General features: G+C 72.2%; 17 protein-coding genes. 9 read left to right on the top strand and 8 right to left on the bottom strand.

The features are described from left to right. From IW245_RS21770 to IW245_RS21760, 3 genes are read left to right on the top strand one after another with little or no spacing between them, the layout of a single operon-like run. A complete protein-coding gene (locus tag IW245_RS21770; RefSeq protein ID WP_197005019.1) occupies nt 1-393 on the top strand; it encodes an SCO5389 family protein in 393 nt (130 codons plus the stop codon). After that, nucleotides 383-1,471, top strand: a complete 1,089-nt coding sequence (locus IW245_RS21765) for an LLM class flavin-dependent oxidoreductase (RefSeq protein WP_233473052.1) — start codon at nt 383-385, stop codon at nt 1,469-1,471. The genes IW245_RS21770 and IW245_RS21765 overlap by 11 nt, the downstream gene beginning before the upstream one ends. Before the next feature lie 60 nt (nt 1,472-1,531). After that, a complete protein-coding gene (locus IW245_RS21760) occupies nt 1,532-2,083 on the top strand; it encodes a DUF4352 domain-containing protein (protein WP_197005018.1) in 552 nt (183 codons plus the stop codon). 1 nt (nt 2,084) lies between these two features. Here the strand turns inward: IW245_RS21760 and IW245_RS21755 are convergent, their stop codons facing one another. The 4 genes from IW245_RS21755 to lpdA all read right to left on the bottom strand — a co-directional run bounded on the left by IW245_RS21755 (nt 2,085) and on the right by lpdA (nt 6,743). Next, nucleotides 2,085-2,969 carry a TIGR01777 family oxidoreductase gene (locus IW245_RS21755; RefSeq protein ID WP_197005017.1) on the bottom strand — a complete coding sequence of 295 codons (885 nt, stop codon included), beginning with the start codon at nt 2,967-2,969 and terminating at the stop codon, nt 2,085-2,087. Nucleotides 2,970-2,979: 10 nt separating this feature from the next. Beyond that, the gene (locus tag IW245_RS21750; protein ID WP_197005016.1) at nt 2,980-3,315 is read right to left on the bottom strand and encodes an avidin-fold protein; all 336 of its coding nucleotides are present in this window, start codon (nt 3,313-3,315) and stop codon (nt 2,980-2,982) included. A gap of 191 nt (nt 3,316-3,506) precedes the next feature. After that, nucleotides 3,507-5,300: a 2-oxoglutarate dehydrogenase, E2 component, dihydrolipoamide succinyltransferase gene (gene sucB / locus IW245_RS21745; protein WP_197005015.1), complete on the bottom strand. Its 1,794-nt coding sequence runs from the start codon at nt 5,298-5,300 to the stop codon at nt 3,507-3,509. Nucleotides 5,301-5,330: 30 nt separating this feature from the next. Beyond that, on the bottom strand, nt 5,331-6,743 hold the full coding sequence (gene lpdA, locus IW245_RS21740; RefSeq protein WP_197005014.1) for a dihydrolipoyl dehydrogenase: 1,413 nt from the start codon (nt 6,741-6,743) through the stop codon (nt 5,331-5,333). A 171-nt stretch (nt 6,744-6,914) separates the two neighbouring features. Here lpdA and IW245_RS21735 point away from each other — a divergent pair, with 171 nt between their 5' ends. Next, nucleotides 6,915-7,241: a hypothetical protein gene (locus IW245_RS21735; RefSeq protein WP_197005013.1), complete on the top strand. Its 327-nt coding sequence runs from the start codon at nt 6,915-6,917 to the stop codon at nt 7,239-7,241. 62 nt (nt 7,242-7,303) lie between these two features. Here the strand turns inward: IW245_RS21735 and IW245_RS21730 are convergent, their stop codons facing one another. Then, nucleotides 7,304-8,815: a leucyl aminopeptidase gene (locus IW245_RS21730; protein WP_197005012.1), complete on the bottom strand. Its 1,512-nt coding sequence runs from the start codon at nt 8,813-8,815 to the stop codon at nt 7,304-7,306. 79 nt (nt 8,816-8,894) lie between these two features. Between IW245_RS21730 and gcvT the strand changes: the two genes are divergently transcribed. Then, entirely contained in the window at nt 8,895-9,998 is a 1,104-nt protein-coding gene (gcvT, locus tag IW245_RS21725) for a glycine cleavage system aminomethyltransferase GcvT (RefSeq protein WP_197005011.1), read from the top strand. A 2-nt stretch (nt 9,999-10,000) separates the two neighbouring features. Then, nucleotides 10,001-10,339, top strand: a complete 339-nt coding sequence (locus tag IW245_RS21720) for an MmcQ/YjbR family DNA-binding protein (RefSeq protein WP_197005010.1) — start codon at nt 10,001-10,003, stop codon at nt 10,337-10,339. 85 nt (nt 10,340-10,424) lie between these two features. Here the strand turns inward: IW245_RS21720 and IW245_RS21715 are convergent, their stop codons facing one another. Next, complete coding sequence (locus IW245_RS21715; protein WP_197005009.1) at nt 10,425-11,174, bottom strand: adenosylcobinamide-GDP ribazoletransferase; 750 nt, start codon at nt 11,172-11,174, stop codon at nt 10,425-10,427. Continuing rightward, entirely contained in the window at nt 11,174-12,745 is a 1,572-nt protein-coding gene (locus IW245_RS21710; RefSeq protein ID WP_197005008.1) for a bifunctional adenosylcobinamide kinase/adenosylcobinamide-phosphate guanylyltransferase, read from the bottom strand. Before IW245_RS21710 ends, IW245_RS21715 begins: the two co-directional genes overlap by 1 nt. A gap of 96 nt (nt 12,746-12,841) precedes the next feature. Between IW245_RS21710 and IW245_RS21705 the strand changes: the two genes are divergently transcribed. The 3 genes from IW245_RS21705 to IW245_RS21695 are packed head-to-tail and all read left to right on the top strand — an operon-like array spanning nt 12,842 to nt 14,825. Beyond that, a complete protein-coding gene (locus IW245_RS21705) occupies nt 12,842-13,033 on the top strand; it encodes a hypothetical protein (RefSeq protein ID WP_197005007.1) in 192 nt (63 codons plus the stop codon). Continuing rightward, on the top strand, nt 13,030-13,800 hold the full coding sequence (locus IW245_RS21700; protein WP_197005006.1) for a site-2 protease family protein: 771 nt from the start codon (nt 13,030-13,032) through the stop codon (nt 13,798-13,800). The genes IW245_RS21705 and IW245_RS21700 overlap by 4 nt, the downstream gene beginning before the upstream one ends. A 23-nt stretch (nt 13,801-13,823) precedes the next feature. Continuing rightward, nucleotides 13,824-14,825 (top strand): aldo/keto reductase family protein, encoded by a 1,002-nt coding sequence (locus tag IW245_RS21695; protein WP_197005005.1) that lies wholly within the window; start codon nt 13,824-13,826, stop codon nt 14,823-14,825. 24 nt (nt 14,826-14,849) lie between these two features. Here the strand turns inward: IW245_RS21695 and IW245_RS42310 are convergent, their stop codons facing one another. Beyond that, a complete protein-coding gene (locus IW245_RS42310) occupies nt 14,850-16,247 on the bottom strand; it encodes a WG repeat-containing protein (RefSeq protein WP_197005004.1) in 1,398 nt (465 codons plus the stop codon). Between the last annotated feature and the right edge of the window lie 10 nt (nt 16,248-16,257).

Below are 16,257 nucleotides of genomic sequence, written 5' to 3'. Positions count from 1 at the left end.
ATGTCCCTTGATGTCCCCACCGCCCTGCTCGAGCGCGCCGAGTCCGGCACGGTCACCGACGCGGAGTTCGTCGACTGCGTCCGGCTGTCCCTCCCGTACGCCTGGGAGATCGTCAGCGGCGTCGTCGCCGACCTCGGGCTCAGCGAGGCCGAGATGGCCGACCACGAGATCCCGCCGCCGAGCGAGGCGGAGCGCGGCCAGCTGCTGCGCGCCCTGGCCTCCGACGCGATCCGGGGTGGCCTCGAGCGGCACTTCGGCGTGAAGCTCGCCTTCCAGAACTGCCACCGGGTGGCGGCGTTCCGGCCGTCCGCCGTGGACGGTGCGCGGTACCAGGCTTTCATCTCGCCGCGCGGCCAGCTGCTCAACCAGTCGCCGGAGCTCCGTGACTGCTGATCGACCGTCCACCCCGGGGCACGTCCCCGGGGTGGACACCTCGTCACCCGGCGTCCCTGCCGGAGTCGCTGCCGCCGTGGACGTGTTCCTGCTGGCCGGGCAGTTTCCCGGGCAGAGCGCCCGAGAGGCCCTCGACCACTGCGTCGACTATGCCCTCGCCGCCGAGCGGGCCGGTTTCGGCGGCGTGTGGCTGGCCGAACACCACTTCATCCGGTACGGCCGCTGCGCCTCCGCCCCGACCCTCGCCGGCTACCTGCTCGGCCGCACCTCCACCCTCACGGTCGGCACCGCCGCGGCGATCCTGTCCAACCGGCACCCGGTCGCGCTCGCCGAGGACGCGCTACTGCTCGACGCCGTGTCCGGCGGGCGGTTCCGGCTCGGGGTGGCCCGGGGTGGGCCGTGGGTGGACCTGGAGGTGTTCGGCACCGGCCTGCCCCGCTACGAGCACGGGTTCCCCGAGGCGATGGACGTGCTGCTGTCCGCGCTGGACGGGTCGGTGTCGGCGGCGGGGGAGTTCTTCGACTTCCGGCCCGTCGACCTGGGACTGTCAACGCGCGGGGCGGGGCCGGTGGGCGCGGCCGGGGTCGTCGGTGCGACCGGTGCCGGCAGCTCGACCGTGTGGGTCGCGGCCACCTCGCCCGGGACCGTGGAACTCGCGGCGGCGCGCGGGTTGCCGCTGCTGCTCGGCGTACACGATGACGATGTTTCCAAGATCGCGTTGTTGGAGCGCTATCGGGCGGCCGGGGGGCCGGCGGACGCCCCGCACGCGTCGGCGCACCTCGTCGGGGACCCGGACGCGCTGCGGAGGTCCATGCCCGGCTGGCTGGCGACCACGGCCGACTACGTCCGGCTGGTGCCGGGAGCCGGCCGTGATCCGGCGGCGTATCTGGAACACCTGTTGGCGATCAGTCCGGTGGGGACGGTCGAGGAGTGCGTGGCCCGACTGCGGGCGAGCGCCGCGGCGACCGGAGTGCGAAGGCAATTACTCCTCGTGGAAGGCGCCGGGGATCCAGCGGCGGTATTGGCGATCATCGCTTCCCTCGGGTCCGCCCTTTCACTCGATGCGATACCTGGGTAATGGTCGAGTTGTAGAATCGCCATGTCAGGTCATTTCTCGTTCGCATGAATCGAGACGACGATGACCGCACCCAGAATGGGGCACCTGGCTGTGCTCTGTTGTATCGCGGCCCTCGGCACGGGCTTTGTCGCGACGGTCGCCACCGCGGAAACACCGCATGAGGGCAGCGCTGTGGCCGCGCCGGCCGCGACCAAGGCGCCGGCACCACCGCCACCCAGCATCGGCACCCCGGTCAGAGACGGCAAGTTCGAGTTCGTGGTCAAGAAGGTCGAGTGCGGAGTGGACCAGGTCGGCGGCGACTATCTCAACAAGAGTGCTCAGGGACAGTTCTGCCTCGTGACCCTGTCCGTCAAGAACATCGGAAACAAACCCCAGACGATGTCCGACAGCAACCAGAAGGGATTCGGGGCGAACAACGCGCGCTATTCCCCTGACTCCACCGCCAGTCTCTACGCCAACCCAGACAGCGCCCAGGTGTGGTACACGGAAATCAATCCTGGCAATGAGGTCACCGGGCTCATCGTCTTCGACATTCCCAAGGACGGCCAACTGCTCAGCCTGGAGCTGCACGACTCGCTGTTCTCCGGCGGGGTCAAGGTGAAGCTCCAGTAGGTCAGGAGTCGCCCAGGGCCCAGTGCAGGGCCGCCGGCAGCGTGGTGTGCTCGAACCGGTAACCCGCGTCCGTCAACGCCGCCGGCATCGCCCGCTGCCCCGCCAGGACCTCCGAGCTGAACTCGCCCAGCACCACGCGCAACCCCACCGACGGCGCCGGAAGCACGGCCGGCCGGCGCAGGGCCGACGCCAACTCCTTCGTGAACTCCGCGTTGGTCACCGGATCCGGCCCGACCATGTTCACCGGCCCGTGCACCGCAGCGTCCAGCAGGAACGTGGCCGCGCCGAGCCAGTCGGCGAGCGTGATCCACGGCATGTACTGCCGCCCGGACCCCAACCGGCCCCCCACCCCGGCCCGGAACAGCGGCAGCATCCGGGGCAGCAGCCCACCGGCACCCGACAGGACCAGCCCGGTACGCAGATGCGCGACCCGCACCCCGGCGTCCTCGGCCGGCCGGGTCGCCGACTCCCACGCCCGGCACACCTCCTGCAGGAAGCCCTCACCGAGCGGGGAGTCCTCGGTGACCACGACATCGCCGGTGTCGCCGTAGAAGCCGATCCCGGAGGCGCTGAGCATCACCCTCGGCTTGACCGGGGCAGCCGCGATCGCCCGGGACAGCACGGCCGTCGGCTCGACCCGGCTGTCGCGGATCGTGTGCTTGTACGCGCGGGTCCACCGCCGGTCGCCCACCCCGGCCCCGGACAGGTTCACCACCGCGTCCGGCGCGCCGAGGTCGACCACGTCCGCGTACGGGTCCCAGCGCGACTCGTCGGGGGCCTGCACCGGCCGGCGGACCAGCCGGGTCACCTCGTGGCCGTGCGCCGCGAGGTGGTGGGACAGGGCCGTGCCGAGGAAACCCGACGCTCCGGACATGAGTACCCGCATGGGCTCCAGTCTAGGGTCGGACCTCTTCCACGACACTCGTGCCCGCGCCGTCGCGCGACTCCCACTCCCAACGTTCGTGCAGCCGCAGCCGGCCGTCGGGGAGGGCCTCCACCGTGGCCACGCAGTGCCCGGCGTCCGTCCGGCCGTCCGTGGTCAGCTGGCTGTAGCGGAAGTCGAGGGTGTCGCCGGACCGGATGCCGACCAGGTGACCGAGGCGGATCGAGCCGCCGGAGTAGCTGGCCCAGACCAGGTCGCCGTCCTGGTGGTACGCGAAGAGCGTGTCCGTGCCGACGTCGCCGCCGACCACGTCCGCCACGGCCCGGAACACCCGTCCATCAAGATCCATCAGAGCAGCATAGTGGGGCCCGGTGAGGACGACGATGCGTGCGTTGTCAGGAACCTCGCATACAACCCCGGTATGCGAGAACCCTTCCGCCTTCGCCTCCCCGCCCTCACCGGGCCAAGGCGTTAGATCAATTGCCAGAGCACGAGCAAGCGGCGGGCCCCATGGGGCCCGCCGCTCTAGTGACTCAGGTGCTACAGGCCGAGGTCGGCCTCGAAGTTGCCGGCCTCCAGCCGCTCCTTCATGGTGACCAGGAACCGGGCCGCGTCCGCGCCGTCCACCAGGCGGTGGTCGTAGGACAGGGCCAGGTACACCATCGACCGGGGCACGATGATCTCGCCCAGGTCCGGGTCGGTCACGACGACGGCGCGCTTGACGACGGCCCCGGTGCCGAGGATCGCCGACTGCGGCTGGTTGATGATCGGGGTGTCGAACAGGGCGCCCCGGCTGCCGGTGTTGGTCAGCGTGAAGGTGCCGCCCGACAGCTCGTCCGGGGTGACCTTGTTGGACCGGGTGCGCTCGGCGATGTCGGCGATCCGGCGGGCGAACCCGGCGAGGTTCAGGTCACCGGCGTTCTTGATCACCGGGACCATGAGGCCCTTCTCGGTGTCCACGGCCATGCCGAGGTGCTCGGCCTCCGGGTACGTGATCGTGCCGGCCACCTCGTCGATCTTGGCGTTGACCACCGGGTGGATCTGCAGCGCCTCGACCGCGGCCAGGGAGAAGAACGGCAGGAACGACAGCTTCACGCCGTGCCGGGCCTGGAACTCGGCCTTGGCCTGCTGGCGCAGCTTGGCGATCCGGGTGACGTCCACCTCGACCACGGTGGTGAGCTGCGCGGCGACCTGCAGCGACTCGACCATCCGCTTGGCGACGAGGGCGCGCAGGCGCGACATCTTCACCGTGCTGCCCCGCAGCGGGCTGGGGGTGGCGGCGACCTTGGCGGCGGTGGCCGTCGTGGCGGCAGCCGGAGCGGCGACGACAGCGGCCGGGACGTTGGCCTTGGCCTTCTCGATCGCGTCCTGGACGTCCTGCTTGCGGATCCGGCCGCCGACGCCGGTGCCCGTGAGGGACGCCAGGTCGATGCCGTGCTCGCCGGCCAGCTTGCGGACCAGCGGGGTGACGTAGCCGTTGTTGCTCTCGTCGGCACCGGTCTGCGCGACGGGCGCGGGCCGGGCCGGAGCGGCCGGAGCCGGGGTGGCCGCGACCGGCGCCGGGGCGACCGGGGCCGGCTGGACCGGAGCGGGGGCCACGGGGGCCGGGGCCACCGGGGCGGGCGCGACCGGAGCCGGCGCGGCGACCGGCGGGGCCGGGGCGACCGGGGCGACCGGGGCGGGCGCGGGAGCCGCCGGAGCGGGGGCGGCCGGAGCGGCACCCGCCGCGCCGATGACGGCGAGCACGGAGCCGACCGGCACCGTCTCGTCCTCCTCGACGCGGATCTCCAGCACCGTGCCGGCGACCGGCGACGGGATCTCGGTGTCGACCTTGTCGGTGGACACCTCGAGCAGCGGCTCGTCGGCCTCGACGGTCTCGCCGACGAGCTTCAGCCACCGGGTGACCGTGCCCTCGGTGACGGACTCGCCGAGCAGCGGCATGGTGACGTCGGTGCCCTGCGCCGCAGCGGCGGGTGCGGCCGGCGCGGCCGGAGCCGGCGCGGCCACCGGAGCGGTGGCCTGGACCGGCGCGGGGGCCTCGACCACGGGGGCCGGGGCGGGAGCGGCAACCGCCGGAGCGGCGGCGACCGTCTCGCCGTCCCCGGCGATCACAGCGAGCTCGGCGCCGACCGGGACGGTCTCGTCCTCGGCGACGACGATACGGGCGACAACCCCGGCGACCGGGGAGGGAATCTCGGTGTCGACCTTGTCGGTCGACACCTCGAGCAGCGGCTCGTCGGCCTCTACCCGCTCCCCCTCCTGCTTCAACCAGCGGGTGATGGTGCCCTCGGTGACACTCTCACCGAGAGCGGGCATGGTTACCGAGACCGGCATCTCGTTCGACTCCCTCGTAAGGTTCTTCTCTTAGGCGTGCGCGTGCAGGGGCTTGCCGGCCAGGGCCAGGAAGGCCTCGCCGAGCGCCTCGTTCTGGGTCGGGTGGCCGTGCACCAGCTGGGCGACCTCGGCCGGGTACGCCTCCCAGTTGTAGATCAACTGGGCCTCGCCGATCAGCTCGCCGACCCGGGCGCCCACCATGTGGATGCCGACGACGGGGCCGTCGGTGACCCGGACCAGCTTGATGAAGCCCTGGGTCTTGAGGATCTGGCTCTTGCCGTTGCCGCCGAGGTTGTAGTTGTACGTCTCGATCTTGTCCGAGCCGTACTGCTCCTTGGCCTTGTCCTCGTTGAGGCCCATGGAGGCGACCTCGGGGTCCGAGTACGTGACGCGGGGGATGCCCGACTCGTCGATCACCGGCGGGTTGAGGCCCGCGATGTCCTCGGCGACGAAGATGCCCTGCTGGAAGCCGCGGTGCGCGAGCTGGAGGCCGGGGACGATGTCGCCGACCGCGTAGACGCCCGCGACGTTGGTCTTCAGGCGCTCGTCGGTGAGGACGAAGCCGCGGTCCATCGTGATGCCCTGCGCCTCGTAGCCGATGTTGGCGGTGGACGGGCCACGGCCGACGGCGACGAGCAGGATCTCGGCCTCGAGGGTCTCGCCGCCGGCGATCGTCACCTTCACGCCGGTGGCGGTCTTCTCGAGCTTCTCGAACGGCTTGCCGACCTTGAAGCCGATGCCGCGCTTGCGGAACGTCCGCTCGACCTGCTTGGAGATGTCCGGGTCCTCGGCGGCCACGAGCCGGGGCAGCGCCTCGACGATGGTGACGTCGGCGCCGAGCGACTTCCACGCGGAGGCGAACTCGACGCCGATGACGCCGCCGCCCAGCACGATCGCGGAGGTGGGGACCTTCTGCAGGTTCAGCGCGTGCTCGGAGGCCAGGACCTTCTCGCCGTCGAGGTCGAGACCCGGGATCGTCTTCGAGTACGACCCGGTGGCCAGCACCACGTTCTTGCCGGTGATCCGGCGCCCGGCGACCTCGACGGTGTTCGGGGCGACCAGCGTGCCGGCGCCCTCGATGTAGTCGATCTTCGCGGACTTGATCAGACCCTGCAGGCCCTTGTACAGCTTGGCGACGACGTCGTCCTTGTACTTGTTGACGCCCGGCATGTCGACGCCCTCGAACGTGGCCTTGATGCCGAAGTCCTCGGAGTGCCGCGCGGAGTCGGCGACCTCACCGGCGTGCAGAAGGGCCTTGGTCGGGATGCAGCCACGGTGCAGACACGTGCCGCCGACCTTGTCCTTCTCGATCAGGGCCACGGTCAGGCCGAGCTGAGCGGAACGCAACGCACACGCGTAGCCCCCGCTGCCGCCGCCGAGGATTACTACGTCGTAACCGTCGCTCACGTGATCTCCTAGAAGACTCAGCAGTTCCGTGGTCATCTTGTCACTTCAGGGTGCGTCCCCGCATAGCGACCCGTGGGTTGCTGTGCCCAAGCACACGTTTCCCGGGAGTAGCCCGCGCGGTTGCCAGCGGTCGGGGAGCGCTGGACGATATATGGTGCGCGGTCGATCGGCGGTAGGCTTCCGGGACGGACGAGGGAGGAATCAGCGGTGGGTTGGTTTCGGCGGAACCGCAAGCCCGAGGGTGACCGGACGGCCGACAAGGCCGCCGTCAACGCCGATCTGCAGCACCTGCGGCAGTGGGCCCGGTCGCGGCAGGGCGTCGAGGCGTACCTGGAGCCGAGGACCACTGTCACCGAGACCACGGTCATGCTGATCGCCCACGACGGCGAGTGGACCCGTCGCCGGGTGACCGGCCCCGACGCGGCCGGCAGGCTCGCCACGGAGCTGGCCATCCCGCTGTACGAGGTGACGAAGGTCGGCTACCCGGGCCGGATGCGCGAGTACAACGCGCGGCGCAAGGCCCAGGGCCTGTAGCCAACCGCCCGACGGTCGGAAGGTGCCGCGGCCCGCGGCCACGGCACCCCCGACGATCGTGACTACCCGTTACGCGCGATGTCCTCGACGGCCTCGATCAGGGTGCGGACCGGCACGCCGGTGCCGCCCTTGGCGATGTAGCCGTACGGCTCACCCGAGTGGTAGGACGGGCCCGCCACGTCGATGTGCGCGAACTCGACGCCCTCGGTGACGAACGCCGACAGGAAGATCCCGCCCTGCAGCATGTGGCCGCCCCGGTCCATACCCGCCGAAACCTGGAGGATGTCGGCGATGTCGGACTCCATGTTCTTCTTGATGTCGTCCGGCAGCGGCATCGTCCAGCCCTGCTCGCCGACCCGGTCACCGGCCGCCTGGACCCGCGCGCACAGCTCGGCGTCACCCATCAGCCCGTGCACCCGCTTGCCGAGCGACACGACCTGGCCACCGGTGAGGGTGGAGGTCTCCAGCAGGTAGTTGGGCTCGTCCTCGCAGGCCCGCGCGATGGCGTCGCCCAGGATCATCCGGCCCTCGGCGTCGGTGTTGAGCACCTCGACCTTCGTGCCGCCGTACATGGTGACGATGTCGCCCGGCCGGTACGCGGTTCCCGACGGCATGTTCTCCGCCATCGGCGCGTACGCCACGACGTCGACCTTGGGCTTGAGCGCGGCGATCGCGATCATCGCGGCGATCACGGCGGCCGCCCCGCCCATGTCGCTCTTCATCTCCCACATGCCGGCGGCCGGCTTGATGGACACGCCGCCGGTGTCGAAGGTGATGCCCTTGCCGACGAGGGCGACCTTCTTCTTGGCCGACTTGTGCTTGTAGGTGATCCGGACCAGGCGGGGCTTGGCCTCCGAGCCGTCGCCGACCGCGAGGATGCCGCCGTAGCCGCCCTTGCGCAGTGCCTTCTCGTCGAGGACCTCGACCTCGAGGCCGGCCTTCTTCGCCGCGGCGGACGCCAGGTCGGCGAACGACGGCGGGCGCAGCTCGTTCGGGGCGGTGTTCACGAAGTCACGGCACAGCGTGACGGCGTCGGCGATGACCGCGGCCCGCTTGATCTCGGCCTTGGCCTCCTTGTCGGCGGCGTCGGTGACCAGCACCGTGACCGTCGACACCGGAGCCTTGGGGGCCGGCTTCGACTTGTACCCGGCGAACCGGTACGCGCCGAGCAGCGCGCCCTCCGCGACCGCGCGCAGCCCGCCGTCCTCCCCGGACAGGCCGGGCAGGGCGAGCGCGACCTTCGCGGTACCCGTCAGGGCCCGCACGGCCGAGCCGGCGGCCCGCCGCAGGGTCTCGGCCGGGGCCGGGCCGGCGGTGCCGAGGCCGACGGCGGCGACGACGGGCGCGGTGGTCGCGCCGAGCGAGGCGAGCTTGGTGACCTCGCCGACCGCGCCGGTCGCGCCCAGCAGGGCGAGGGTGGCGGCCAGCTTGCCGTCGAAGGCGGCGTCGACGCCCTCGGCGCCCTGGGCCAGGAGGGGAGCAGCCGCGGGATCCGCGTCGCTGTACACACCGACGACGATCGCGTCGACGGGAAGTTCTGCCGGGTCGGTGTCGGCGAGGGCGAGCGTGGTCACACGATGCTCCGTTGCGGTCGGTGGGTAACGATTTCTCTGCCGATGCTAACCAGGTCTGGTCTCGCGATAAGTTGCAACCATGACAGAACAGCTCCTCCGCTCGCCCCTGCACGACCGGCATGTCGCCCTTGGTGCGAAGTTCGCACCGTTTGGTGGCTGGGAGATGCCGCTGGAGTACGCCGGAGGGGGTGTCCTCAAGGAGCACGCCGCCGTCCGGGATTCCGTGGGTGTGTTCGACGTCTCCCACCTGGGCAAGGCGACTGTGTCCGGCCCGGGTGCCGCGGACTTCGTCAACCGGTGCCTGACCAACGACCTGAACCGGATCGCGCCCGGCAAGGCGCAGTACACGCTGTGCTGCGACGAGGCCACCGGCGGCGTCGTCGACGACCTGATCGCCTACGTGTACGGCCCCGACCACGTCTTCCTGATCCCGAACGCCTCCAACACCACCGAGGTCGTCCGCCGCCTCGTCGCCGCGGCCCCGGACGGGATCACGGTCGTCAACCAGCACCCCGACTACGCGGTGCTCGCCGTCCAGGGCCCGCGCTCCGCGGAGCTGCTGGAGAAGCTGGGTCTGCCGACCGAGCACGGCTACATGTCCTTCGAGTCCGCCAAGCTCGGCAACGCCGAGCTGACCGTCTGCCGCACCGGCTACACCGGCGAGCACGGCTACGAGCTGGTCGTGCCGGCCGCCCAGGCCGGCGAGGTGTGGGACGCGCTGTTCGGCACCGACATCGAGGTCCGCGCCGCAGGCCTCGCCGCCCGCGACACGCTGCGCACCGAGATGGGCTACCCGCTGCACGGCCAGGACCTGTCCCTGGAGATCTCCCCGGTGCAGGCCCGGGCCGGCTGGGCCGTCGGCTGGAAGAAGCCCGAGTTCTGGGGCCGCGACGCGCTGCTCGCCGAGAAGGCCGCGCCGCAGCGCACCCTGTGGGGCGTCCTGGCCACCGACCGGGGCATCCCGCGCGCGCACATGACCGTGCTGCGCCCCGGCACCGACGAGGTCGTCGGCGAGGTCACCAGCGGCACGTTCTCCCCGACGAAGAAGATCGGCATCGGGCTGGCCCTGATCTCGACGGCCTCCGGGCTGGGCGAGGGCGACCAGGTCGAGCTGGACGTGCGCGGCCGCCGGTCCGTGGTCACGATCGTCAAGCCGCCGTTCGTGGACCCGTCGGTCAAGTAGCCGTGGTCACGTTCAAGCAGGTCCAGGCGCTGGCGCTCGCGCTGCCCTCGGCGGTGGAGGAGCCGACCTGGGGGGACGTGACGTTCCGGGTCAACGGCAAGATCTTCGCCATCACGGGTACCGAGTCGCGGCACGTGTCCGTGAAGGCCTCCAAGGAGGACCAGGCGGAGCTGATCGCGTCGGACCCGGAGACGTACTCGTTCGCGCCGTACGTCGGCCGGTTCGGCTGGGTGCTCGTCCAGCTGGCCGGCGTCGAGGCCGACGAGCTGCGGGACCTGCTGACGGAGGCGTGGCGGCGGACGGCGCCGAAGAAGCTGGTCAAGGAGTTCGACGCGGCGTAGCCGCAGCGTCCGGATCGGGGAGGTCGCCGGGGACGGCGGCCTCCCCGATGCCGTGTCGCGTCCGGTGCCGGCTCGTTGCCGGTGGTTAGGCGGACGCCCAGGCCAGGCCCGCGAGGGTCACGGTGGCGGCGACCTCGACGCACGCGCCGAACACGTCCCCGGTGACCCCGCCGAACCTTTGCACCGCGTGCCGGACCAGCCCCGCCGACGACGCCAGCGCGACCGCGACCGCCACCGGCCCCGGCCAGTGGCGGTGGGTGGCCCAGACCGCCGCCGCCGCGACCAGGAGGGTGAGGCCTGCGGCGGGCACCCACGAGGTGGTACCGGCGACCAGCGCCCCCAGCCCCGACGGCCGCGCCGCAGGCACCCCGCCCCGGCACGCCCAGGTCACGGCGAGCCGCCCGGTAGCCGTCGCCACGACCAGCCCCGGGAGCACGGTGGCCGTGGGCAGGGCCCCGATCGCCGCCACCTGACCGAGCAGGGTGAGCACGATCGCGGCGACCCCGAACGGCCCCACGTCGGGCTTCTTCATGATCTCCAGCGCGCGCTCGGGCCCGGCGTAGGAGCCGAGCCCGTCCACTGTGTCCGCCAACCCGTCGAGGTGCAGGCCACGCGTGCCGAGCGCCCCGAGCGCGACGACGACCACGGCCCCCAGCAGCGCCGGGGCGTGTGCCCAGCGGAGTCCGAGCGCGACGGCGCCGAGCACCGCCCCGAGGGCTGCGCCGACCACCGGGGCCCACAGCATCGCGGCCCCGGCGGTGGCCCGGTCGACCCGGCCGCCGCGTACCGGGGCCACGGTGAACGTGGTGACCGCCAACCGGAGCCCGTCGAGCACTAGTCGGAGTCTCCGTCGGCGGGTTCGACGTCGCTGGTCAGGGCCGCGCCGAGGGCGAGGGCCGTCTGGGCCAGCGGCAGCGCGGCCAGGGCGTTGGCGCCCTCGCCGAGGCCGAGCTTGAGGTCGAGGACCGGGTAGAGGCCCAGGACGTCGGCGCCCAGCTTCACCGTCGGGTGCCCGCCGTGGTCGAGGAGCAGCAGCCAGTGCCGGGTCTGGCCGGCGATGTCGCGGGCCAACAGCCCGGCAGTGACGCCCAGCGGGCCGTCGATGACCACGGGCGTCTGCCGGGTGGCGGCGGCCAGGATCACGCCGGTCGCGACGGCCAGTTCCGTGCCGCCGAGGGCCCCGAGCAGGCTACGCGGGTCGCGGGCGGCGGCCCGGATCCGGCGGAGCGCGTCGCGCGCCGTGGCCGCCCGCGCCATCCACGCGTTGTCGTCGACGTGGCCGTCGGCGGTGGCGATCCGGGCGAGCAGCGCCGGCGGCTCGGCCCCGGTGAGCAGGGAGACGATCGCGGCGGCCGGGGTGCCGGCGTCGGAGAGGGTGCCGAGGACCAGCAGGTCGGCGCCGCCGTCCACGGCCCGCTCGGCGAGGGCCCGGCCCCGGTCGATCGCGGCGGAGACCTCCTCGGCGGTGAGCACGTCGCCGTGCACCGGATCCGCGTCGTCGGCCGCGAGCTCCACGATCTCCAGGTGCACCCCGGCCCGGTCGGCGAGCAGCGGGTACACGCCCTCGCCGGCCGCGGGCCGCGCGTCGCCGACGGAGTTGAGCAGCACGAGCCGCACGTCCGTGTACTCCACGGGCGCCGTCGTGCCCTGCTGCCCGCCGGCGACGGCCACGGTGTCGGCGAGCCCGCCGAGCCCTGGCCCGGCCACGTCCAGGGTGGCCAGCCGCTCCCGGGCGGCCTCGCGGGCGTCCTCGTCGGGCATGCCCATCATGGTCGGGTCGAACGGGTCGGGCAGCTCGGTCAGTTCGACGCCGGACACGACGACGCCGGGGGTGGACCGGGTCCGCACCGGCGCGGTGCGGCTGCGCCGGTGCAGGGTGGCCCGGTCGGGCGGGGTGCCCTTCAGCCACACCGGCGTGCCGGCGACGACGAGCACGACGCCGTCGCACACCTCGGCCAGCCGGCGGTTGAGGACGCCGAGGGAGTCGGTGAACCGGCGGCCGGACTCGGTGGCCTGCACGACCGTGAGCCCCACCTCGGGGGAGACCAGGACCAGCGGGCCCCGGCGGGCCGCCACGGCGGCGACGAGCGGGTCGGGGTCGACCTGGCCCTCCCAGCCGACGGCGTCGTAGGCGGCGGTCAGCCAGCCGCCCAGGTCGTCCACGAGCAGCGCGGACTCGTCCGTCAGCCGGTCGGTGAGCGCGCCGCCGACCTCCTCGGTGGTCCAGTGTTCGGGGCGGCGGGCCAGGTGCGCCTTGACGCGCTCCGCCCACGCGTCGTCGTCGCGGCTCGGGCCGGTGGCCAGGTACGTCACGCGGGGGGCGCCGGTCAGCAGCGCCTCGGCGTACTCCGACTTGCCCGAGCGGATGCCGCCGAGCACGAGTACCCGTCCGAATGCCTCAGTCATAACTTCGCATCCTGCCACCTGTTTTACGACTACGGGGCGAGGGGCGGGGCCGGCTAGGCTGGCGACCTACGGTCACCGGGAGCGAAGGGGTACGCAATGGCGTGGATCTGGCGGTACGAGGACGCTGACGGGCAGCCCGTGGACGGTCCGAGCGAGACGTTCCCGAACCAGGGCGACGCCGAGTCCTGGCTGGGCCAGCAGTGGCGCGACCTCGCGGCCACCGGTGCGACGAGCGTGGTCCTGCTCGAGGACGACCGCGAGGAGTACCGGATGAGCCTCCTTTCGTGAGCTACCAGCTCGGTGCCCGGCGGGAGCACTTCCGGCCCAGTCCGATCTTCGCCGCCCTGGTCGCGCTCACCCTGGCCGGCGGCGCGATGGCCTACCTCGGCTACGGCAACGTCCGGTTCGACGTGTTCCTGCTGGTCATCGGCGGCTGGCTCGTGTCGCTGTGTCTGCACGAGTTCGCGCACGCACTGACCGCCTACCGCGGCGGGGACCATTCGGTCGCCGCCCGGGGGTATCTGACGCTCAATCCCCTCAAGTACACCCATGTGCTGTTGTCCATCGTTCTTCCGCTTCTGTTCGTGCTGCTCGGCGGCATCGGCCTGCCGGGCGGCGCGGTGTGGATCGACCGGGGCGCGGTGCGCGGCAGGTTCCGGCGCAGCCTGATCAGCGCGATGGGCCCGGCGGTGAACATCGTGTTCGGGTTGGCGCTGGCCGTGCCGTTCTGGTCTGACCCGTACCCGCAGGAGCACCAGGAGTTCTGGGCCGGGCTGGCGTTCCTCGGGTTCCTCCAGTTCACGGCGGGCCTGCTCAACCTGCTGCCGATCCCGGGCCTCGACGGCTACGGCATCATCCAGGAGTATCTGCCCAACGACTGGCGCAGCGCCCTGGACAAGGCCCAGCCCTGGGGCATGCTGTTCGTGTTCGCGCTGCTGTGGTGGCCGCCGGCCAACTCGGTCTTCTTCGGCGTGGTGCACTTCATGACGGACAAGGTCGGACTGCCCTGGGACTTCGTGCGCGGAGGCAGTGGGCTGATCCGGTTCTGGCTGTAGGTCGACGAGCTAGGGTCGGGCCTATGGAATTTCGTCATCTCGGCCGGTCCGGCCTTCTCGTCAGTGAGATCTCCTACGGCAACTGGATCACCCACGGTTCCCAGGTCGAGGAGGACGCGGCCCTGGCCTGCGTCCGCGCCGCCCTGGAAGAGGGCATCACCACCTTCGACACCGCCGATGTCTACGCCGGCACCCGCGCGGAGGCGGTGCTCGGCCGCGCGCTGAAGGACGAGCGCCGCGCGGGCCTGGAGATCTTCACCAAGGTGTACTGGCCCACCGGCGACGGCCGCAACGACCGTGGCCTGTCCCGCAAGCACATCATGGAGTCGATCAACGGGTCGCTCCAGCGCCTCGGCACCGACTACGTGGACCTCTACCAGGCGCACCGCTACGACTACGCGACGCCGCTGGAGGAGACGATGACGGCGTTCGCCGACATCGTCCGGCAGGGCAAGGCCCTCTACATCGGGGTCTCCGAGTGGCGCGCCTCCGAGATCCGCGAGGCCGCGGCCCTGGCCAAGGAGCTGAACATCCAGCTGGTGTCGAGCCAGCCGCAGTACAACATGCTGTGGCGGGTCATCGAAGCCGAGGTGATTCCGACGTCGGAGGAGCTGGGCCTGTCCCAGATCGTCTGGTCGCCGATCCGGCAGGGCATCCTGACCGGCAAGTACCTGCCGGGTCAGCCGCCGCCGGCCGGCTCGCGGGCAACGGATGAGAAGTCCGGCGCGCACTTCATGAGCAACCTGGTCAGCGACGAGGAGACCCTCACCCGGGTCCAGCAGCTCAAGCCGCTCGCCGACGCGGCCGGCCTGACCATGGCCCAGCTCGCGGTCGCCTGGGTGCTGCAGAACCCGAACGTGGCCTCCGCGATCGTCGGCGCGTCCCGGCCGGAGCAGGTCCGCGACAACGTCAAGGCCGCCGGCGTGAAGCTCGACGTCGAGCTGATGAAGCGGATCGACGAGGTGCTCGACCCGGTGATCGAGCGCGACCCGGCGAAGACGGCGTCGCCGGCCTCCCGGCCGTAGTCCGACCGGTCCGCCCGGTGGCCGCTAGAGCACCGGGCGGGCCGTGGACATCATGCGTTCCACGTGCTCGATCACCTCTGCGCGGGACGCGAACACCGGCTCGATGATCTCGTCCCCGCGCCGGTCCAGCGCGCCCCACCGGTGCTCGGCGGACACGATCAGGTACGCCACCGGGTGGATCACCAGCCCCCGGTACGCGGGCTGGATCAGCACCCGGCCGGTCCGGTCCACCACGCCCTTGCGCCCGCCCCGCTCCACGACGGCGAGGCCCTCCTCGGTGAACCCCTCGACATAGCGCCCGTCGGCCAGGGCCGTGCAGAACTGGTCGTAGGAGAACGACAGCATCACCTTGCCCCGGGTGTCCACGGCGCCCCAGCCGCTGGCCCGGCGCACGGCCGCGACGCCGTACCGGAACGGGCGCACGTCGTCGTACCCGGCGGAGATCACCACCCGGCCGTCCGGGTCCACGGCCATCCAGTCGTCGTCCTCGGCCCGGCGCACCCAGGCCAGCCCGTCGCGATACGGCTGCGCGTCGGCGTAGTCGCCGTCCGGCACCCGCTGCTCGGGGGAGATCCGCTGCCGGGGCATCGGCCCGAACCCGACGGCCGTCGCGCGCTCGGCGATCGCGTCGAGGACCAGCTCGACCTCGCCGATCAGCTCGGCGTCGTAGGTGAGCCGGCGCAGTTCCAAGGCGCGCTCGAGGTAGGTGGCGGCCTCGATCAGCCGGCCCTGGTCGTACGCCGACCGCGACGCGTGCGTGAACAGGCTCGCGCGCAGCGGGCCGGGCAGCTCCGTGGAGTTCGCCTGGAAGTACAGCTCGTCGGCCGCCCGGTGCTCGCCGCGCCACTGGTGCACCCGGGCGAGCCGGGCCCGCGACAGCGAGATCCGGCGGAGCTGGTCGGTGGACTCCGCGTGCTCGACGGCGAGCCGGGCGTCGCTGAGCGCCGGGTCGTACTCACCGAGCAGCCGGTGGGTCACGGCGCGCAGGCCGAGGAGCCGCGCGCGGGTACCCGGATCGGAAGTGTCGGAAATCCGACTGGTGAGCGCCGCCCGAATCGAGCGCAGCTGGCCCGGATCGGACACCGTCTCGCGCAGGGTCACCGGGTCGAGCGGGAAGCGCGCCTCGGCGAGGGCCCGCTCGGGATCGCCGTCGCAGGGGACGGCGTCGTCGGTCGGGACATACGCGGGCACCTCGGGCACCTCGGTGACGGCCGGCGCCGGGGCGACCTCGACAGGGGGCCGAGCGGGCACCTCGACCGGCCGCGCGACGGCCTCGACGGCCGGAGTTGGCTCCGGAGCGGCGGCCTGGACCGCGGGAGTCGCCGCGGGGACGGGGGCAGGGCTATGGGATGGCAGGGCGCGAGGCGTCGGCTCGACCCGGGGTGCCGGGGCCGCGGTGGGCAGGGTCGCCGGAGGTGTCACGGAGACCACT

It is taken from the genome of Longispora fulva, assembly GCF_015751905.1.
Lineage (GTDB): Bacteria > Actinomycetota > Actinomycetes > Mycobacteriales > Micromonosporaceae > Longispora > Longispora fulva.
The sequence above is the reverse complement of the archived record's forward strand: the minus strand, read 5'-3'. Positions and strand labels throughout refer to the sequence as shown.

Coding starts and splice junctions, on each gene's coding strand:
- sucB (WP_197005015.1), bottom strand. CDS start 5,300: ATGCCGGTCTCGGTAACCATGCCCGCTCTCGGTGAGAGTGTCACCGAG.
- gcvT (WP_197005011.1), top strand. CDS start 8,895: ATGACAGAACAGCTCCTCCGCTCGCCCCTGCACGACCGGCATGTCGCC.
- IW245_RS21695 (WP_197005005.1), top strand. CDS start 13,824: ATGGAATTTCGTCATCTCGGCCGGTCCGGCCTTCTCGTCAGTGAGATC.
- IW245_RS21770 (WP_197005019.1), top strand. CDS start 1: ATGTCCCTTGATGTCCCCACCGCCCTGCTCGAGCGCGCCGAGTCCGGC.
- IW245_RS21710 (WP_197005008.1), bottom strand. CDS start 12,745: ATGACTGAGGCATTCGGACGGGTACTCGTGCTCGGCGGCATCCGCTCG.
- lpdA (WP_197005014.1), bottom strand. CDS start 6,743: ATGACCACGGAACTGCTGAGTCTTCTAGGAGATCACGTGAGCGACGGT.
- IW245_RS21705 (WP_197005007.1), top strand. CDS start 12,842: ATGGCGTGGATCTGGCGGTACGAGGACGCTGACGGGCAGCCCGTGGAC.
- IW245_RS21760 (WP_197005018.1), top strand. CDS start 1,532: ATGACCGCACCCAGAATGGGGCACCTGGCTGTGCTCTGTTGTATCGCG.
- IW245_RS21750 (WP_197005016.1), bottom strand. CDS start 3,315: ATGGATCTTGATGGACGGGTGTTCCGGGCCGTGGCGGACGTGGTCGGC.
- IW245_RS21755 (WP_197005017.1), bottom strand. CDS start 2,969: ATGCGGGTACTCATGTCCGGAGCGTCGGGTTTCCTCGGCACGGCCCTG.